Annotated in this window: 3 protein-coding genes and 1 pseudogene; 1 reads left to right on the plus strand and 3 read right to left on the minus strand. The window is 70.3% G+C overall.

The window, feature by feature from the left end:
- Positions 1-27 precede the first annotated feature (27 nt).
- The 3 genes from FNH08_RS44620 to FNH08_RS44630 form a co-directional block, all read right to left on the minus strand.
- The gene (locus FNH08_RS44620) at positions 28-2172 is read right to left on the minus strand and encodes a putative bifunctional diguanylate cyclase/phosphodiesterase (RefSeq protein ID WP_322726451.1); all 2145 of its coding nucleotides are present in this window, start codon (positions 2170-2172) and stop codon (positions 28-30) included.
- Positions 2169-2981, minus strand: coding sequence for an SAM-dependent methyltransferase (locus tag FNH08_RS44625; protein ID WP_152777222.1), 813 nt, complete (start codon positions 2979-2981; stop codon positions 2169-2171). The genes FNH08_RS44620 and FNH08_RS44625 overlap by 4 nt, the downstream gene beginning before the upstream one ends.
- Positions 2982-3322: 341 nt before the next feature.
- The gene (locus FNH08_RS44630; protein WP_152777223.1) at positions 3323-4342 is read right to left on the minus strand and encodes an SCO0930 family lipoprotein; all 1020 of its coding nucleotides are present in this window, start codon (positions 4340-4342) and stop codon (positions 3323-3325) included.
- 228 nt (positions 4343-4570) lie between these two features.
- Between FNH08_RS44630 and FNH08_RS44635 the strand changes: the two are divergent.
- A pseudogene (locus FNH08_RS44635) lies at positions 4571-4808 on the plus strand (hypothetical protein); the annotation flags it as partial.

A 4808-nucleotide genomic window follows, 5' to 3' on the forward strand; every position in this document is an offset into this window, starting at 1 on the left:
GGCGAAGACAACCCCACCCCGGGGCGGTCAGCCCGTCGCGTCCACCAGCGCCAGCTCGTGCAGCCGATCCGGTGGGCCCGGACGGGCGTAGTACCAGCCCTGAGCCGTGTCGCAGCCGAGCAGACGGAGCTGCTCGGCCTGGGCTCCCGTCTCGACGCCCTCCACCGTGACCGTGAGGTCGAGCCCGTGGGCGAGGGAGACGATGCCCTCGACGATCTTCAGATCGACCGGATCCGCCGGGAACTGCTGCATGCCCTGGGTGAAGGAACGGTCCAGCTTGAGCACGCTCACCGGGAGGCGGCGCAGATTGGCCAGGTTGGAGTAGCCCGTACCGAAGTCGTCCAGGGCGATGTCCACCCCCATCTCGGCCAGCCGGCGCAGCGGCTTGAGGACCTCGTCGTCGGCGCCGATCAACGCCGACTCCGTCACCTCCAGGCAGAGCGCGTCCGGTTCGAGGCCCGCCCGCTCCAGGATGTCCACCGTGTCCTGGACGAGCCCGGGGTGGGTGAGCTGGCAGGGAGACAGGTTCACGTTGACCCGTAGAGGACCCGTGCCCACCTTGTCCTTGTGCCGCTCCTGCCACTCACGGGCCTGGCGGACCGACTGCTCCAGCACCCAGCGGCCCAGCGGCACGATCAGCCCGGTGTGCTCGGCGAGCGGGATGAAGCGGTCCGGCCCGAGGACACCGTGCTGCGGGTGCAGCCAGCGCACCAGGGCCTCGGCGCCGCGTACGGTGCCGTCCCCGAGGTGGACCAGGGGCTGGTACTCGATGAAGAACTCGCTCCGGTCGAGGGCCGCGGGCAGGGCGGTGGTGAGCCCGTGCCGGGTGATGGCGCGGGCGTCGGCCTCCGCGTCGGCCATCTCGTAGCGGTTGCCGCCCGCCGACTTGGCCCGGTACATGGTGATGTCCGCGCTGCGCAGCACCTCCGCCGGGCCGCGCTCGCCCGCCGGGCCCTCGACGATGCCGACACTGCCGCGTACGAGGAGTTCGCGGCCCTCGATACGGACGGGCGTGACGAGCGCGTTCATGATGCGGTCGGCGAGCTCGTCGACCTCGTGCTGGGTCTCGGGCCCGGTGGTCAGCGCCACGAACTCGTCGCCGCCGAGCCGGGCGACCATCTCGCCGGGGGCGGTGGCGCAGGACTGGAGGCGGTCGGCGATCTCCACCAGCAGCCGGTCGCCGGCCGCGTGGCCGAGGCTGTCGTTGATGGTCTTGAAGCCGTCGAGGTCGAGGTAGCACAGGCCGAAGCGCTGGCCCTCACCCGCCGAGAGCGCCTTCTCCAGGCGTTCGAAGAAGAGCGTGCGGTTGGGCAGTCCGGTGAGCGCGTCGTGCGTGGCCTCGTAGCGCAGACGGAGGTTGAGCAGGCGGCGCTCGGTGGTGTCCTCCATGAGCAACAGCTGGAAGCGGGGCTGACCGTCGGCGTCCCTGAGGAGGGAGACCGTCAGGTTGGTCCACAGAACCGTTCCGTCAGGCCGGTAGAACGCCTTCTCCGTGTGGTAGTGCTCGCGCTCTCCCCGGACCAGTTCCTCGTACAGGCGCCACACCTGGGGAGCGTCCTCGGGGTGGGTCCAGTCCTGGACGTTGCGTTCGCGCACCGCGTGCTCGGAGCCGCCGAACATGCGCAGCAGCGCGCCGTTGACCTGAAGGATGTTGCCCTCCAGATCGGCGATGCCGATGCCTATGGCGGCGCCCTCGAAGACGGCGCGGAAGCGGGCCTCGCTCTCGTGCAGCGCCAGGGCGACCGCCCCCTGGGCGTTGAGCGCGGCCTGGGCGATGGCCTCCTGCTCGGCCAGTGTCCGCTCCCGCAGCGCCTGCGCGTATCCCGCGGCCATCGCGTGCTGCAACCGGGAGGAACGGGCGCGCAGGTCCTCCTGAGGGCCGTCCTCGCCGCAGTACAGCACCAGGTAGGCGTCCACACAGTCGAGCGAGTGGCTGAGGGCGTCGGGGTCGGTGCAGTGCGCGTCGACGAGTGCGGCACCGACCTCCTTGCCCGCGTCCGCGTCGAAGTCCCTGGCCCGCAGCGCCTCGCTCAACCGTCGTGCGAGCGGCAGGAGCCGCTCCTCGAGCTCCGGCCGGGTCAGCGACGTGGAGGTCACCGGGAAGACCGCCCGGCTCCAGATCGTCGCGAACCGGCGCAGTCTGTCCTCCGGCCCGTCCGGCCCCGCGGTCACGCCGTACGCCCCACGCCGGCAAGCGCCCCGAACGCGTACGGATCCTCGTCCTCGGGTGCCGTCTCGGGCCGCCAGCTCGCCAGCGGCACCACTCCGGGTTCCACCATGTCGTACCCCTCGAAGAACCGCGCGATCTCGTCGCGCGTGCGCATGATCAGCGGGTTGCGGATGTCCTTGTACACGTCGACCGCTCCCTCGGCCCGCTCCGGTGGCAGTGGGATCCCCTCGTACGCGGCGTGCGACAGCACGAGCAGGCTGCCGGGCGCGAGCGCGTCACGCAGCTCCGCCACCGCTCCGTACGGGTCGTCCGCGTCCTCCACGAAGTGCAGTATGGCAACGAGGAGCAGCGCGACCGGCCGGTTCGGGTCGATGAGGCCCCGCACCTGGGCGCTGTCGAGGATCTCCCGGGGCTTGCGGAGGTCGGCCGCGAGCACGTCGGTGTCCTCGTCGTCCGCCAGAAGCGCCTGGCTGTGCTCGACGGCCACCGGGTCGTGGTCGACGTACACGACGCGTGCGCCGGGACGGGCCGCCCGGGCGACCTCGTGGACGCCGCCGAAGGTGGGGATGCCGGAACCGATGTCCAGGAACTGGGTGATGCCCTCCCCGGCCGCGTACCGCACCGCGCGGCGCAGGAACGCCCGGTTGGCCTGCATGATCTTGGGTAACCCGGGCACGAACTCCATGGCCCTGCGGGCCGCTTCCCGGTCGACCTCGAAGTTGTGCGAACCGCCCAGGTAGTAGTCGTAGATGCGGGCCACGGAAGGCACCGTGATGTCGATGCTCCGCGGGGCCCAGGCGGGACGCTCCATCTATCACTCCAACGCGTAGGGTGTGGCGTAGGCGATCCAGTGTTCGAGCTGAGGCTACTGATCGCCCGCCAATGGGGCGAGCCCAAACGGAAATTGACCGTCCGTTCCATGGCACTGCCTCCGGCAACTGCCGAATTGTCGCCCTGGGAAGTCGTTCACGGAATGAGTGCGGTCCGATCCGGAGCGTGCCCGGACACGCCAAGTGGTCCGCCCCCTCCGTGCGGTGCGGAGGGGGCGGACCGGGGATTGTGCCCTGGCTCTGTGCATCCGGCACTTCTGACTCTCGAACACCTCCTTCGGTCGGCTGCGGTACTGCGATCTTCCCTGGGGAGGGGAAAGGTCTACTTCGGCTTGCCGAGGGCCTTGCCCTCGGGCGAGATGGCGTACCAGGTGCCGCCGACGCCCTGGCCGTTGGTGTCACCCGGCTTCTTGTCACCCGCGAAGGTGTAGAGCGGCCAGCAGTCGATGCTCTGCTGCTTCTGTCCGTCCGGACGGTTCAGGACGACGTAGCCCCTTCGGCCGTCGTTCTTGTTGTCGATGCCCTTGGTGTCCGCGGCGTCGACCGGGGCGACGACCGGCCACTTCTCCAGGCAGGCTCCGACGCACGCCGACTTCATCGGCCACGGCGTGTCCTTCTCGAAGCGGTAGACCGTCATGCCGTTCTTGTCGACGACGACCTCGCCGAGCTCGGGGTCGTTCCGGGTCGAGAGACCGGGCAGGTCACCGATCGCCTCGGCGGAACCCTCGCCGACCTCGCCACCGTCGGCGTCGTCCGCGCCGCCCGCGGCCTTCTTGCCGTCCGGGGCCGAGGCGTACCAGGAGCCGCCCACACCCTCGCCCTTGATGTCACCGGCCTTGGCGTCCTTGGCGTACCGGTACATGGGCCAGCCGCCGATCGTCAGCTGCTTGGTGCCGTCGGGGCGGGTCACCTCGCCGAGCAGCGACTTGTCGATGTCGCCGGCGGCCGTGGCGCCGGAGGCCGGGACGGGCGGCCAGGTGGTGGCGCAGTCGCCCTCACAGGTCGTCTTCGGCGGTTCGGCCGTGTCCTTGTCGAAGCGGTACAGGGTGAAGCCGGCGCTGTCGGTGAGGACCTTGCCGTTCTTCTTGCTGTTCCACACGGCCAGTTGACCCGCTGCAGCACCCTGCGCCGAGGCACCCTCCTGCTCCTGCTCCTGATCACCGGAGCCGGAGCCGGAGCCGGTGGCTGAACCACCGGCGCCCAGGTCGATACCGCCGGCGGGCTGGGTGGCGCCCACGTTCTGGCTCGACGCGCTGCCGTCTTCCTGACCGCACGCCGTCGTGAGCGCCAGCACGCACGCAGCTGTCGCTACGAGTGAGGCGTTCCGCCAGGAGGTCTTCATCGTCAACTCCCCGTGATCCTTTGGGTGTTTGCAGCGCCCTGCCGCGCTGCTCATGGCCCTAGGTACGCAGGGAAGTGGCAGGTGTGTTCAACCACTGCACAAATTTCTTTCCGGAACCTGTGACGAGCTGTGCGATGACTCGTGTAACGGGGGTGCCTTGTCCCCCGTTCGGGGCAATCACCCGGCGCTCGGGCGTGTGCGGGCGCGTGAGCGCCGATGATCTCCGTCGTGCACGGACCCCAGCGGACCCGATCCGCCCTCGCCATACGGTTGTTGGCCCTGCTCGCACTGACCTGGCTCCTCGTGGGAGTGCCGAGTGGGACGGCGGCCGCCACCGCCTGCGCGTACGCCTCCACGGACGGCGAAGGGGTCGTCGCGGTGGCGGTCGCGGGCAGCGGCGCCCGCGGCGCGGTTCCGGCGAAGACGACGCCCACCCCGACGCCGTCGTGTCCCCCCACACCGACAC

This window comes from Streptomyces spongiae, from assembly GCF_009377185.1.
GTDB lineage: Bacteria > Actinomycetota > Actinomycetes > Streptomycetales > Streptomycetaceae > Streptomyces > Streptomyces spongiae.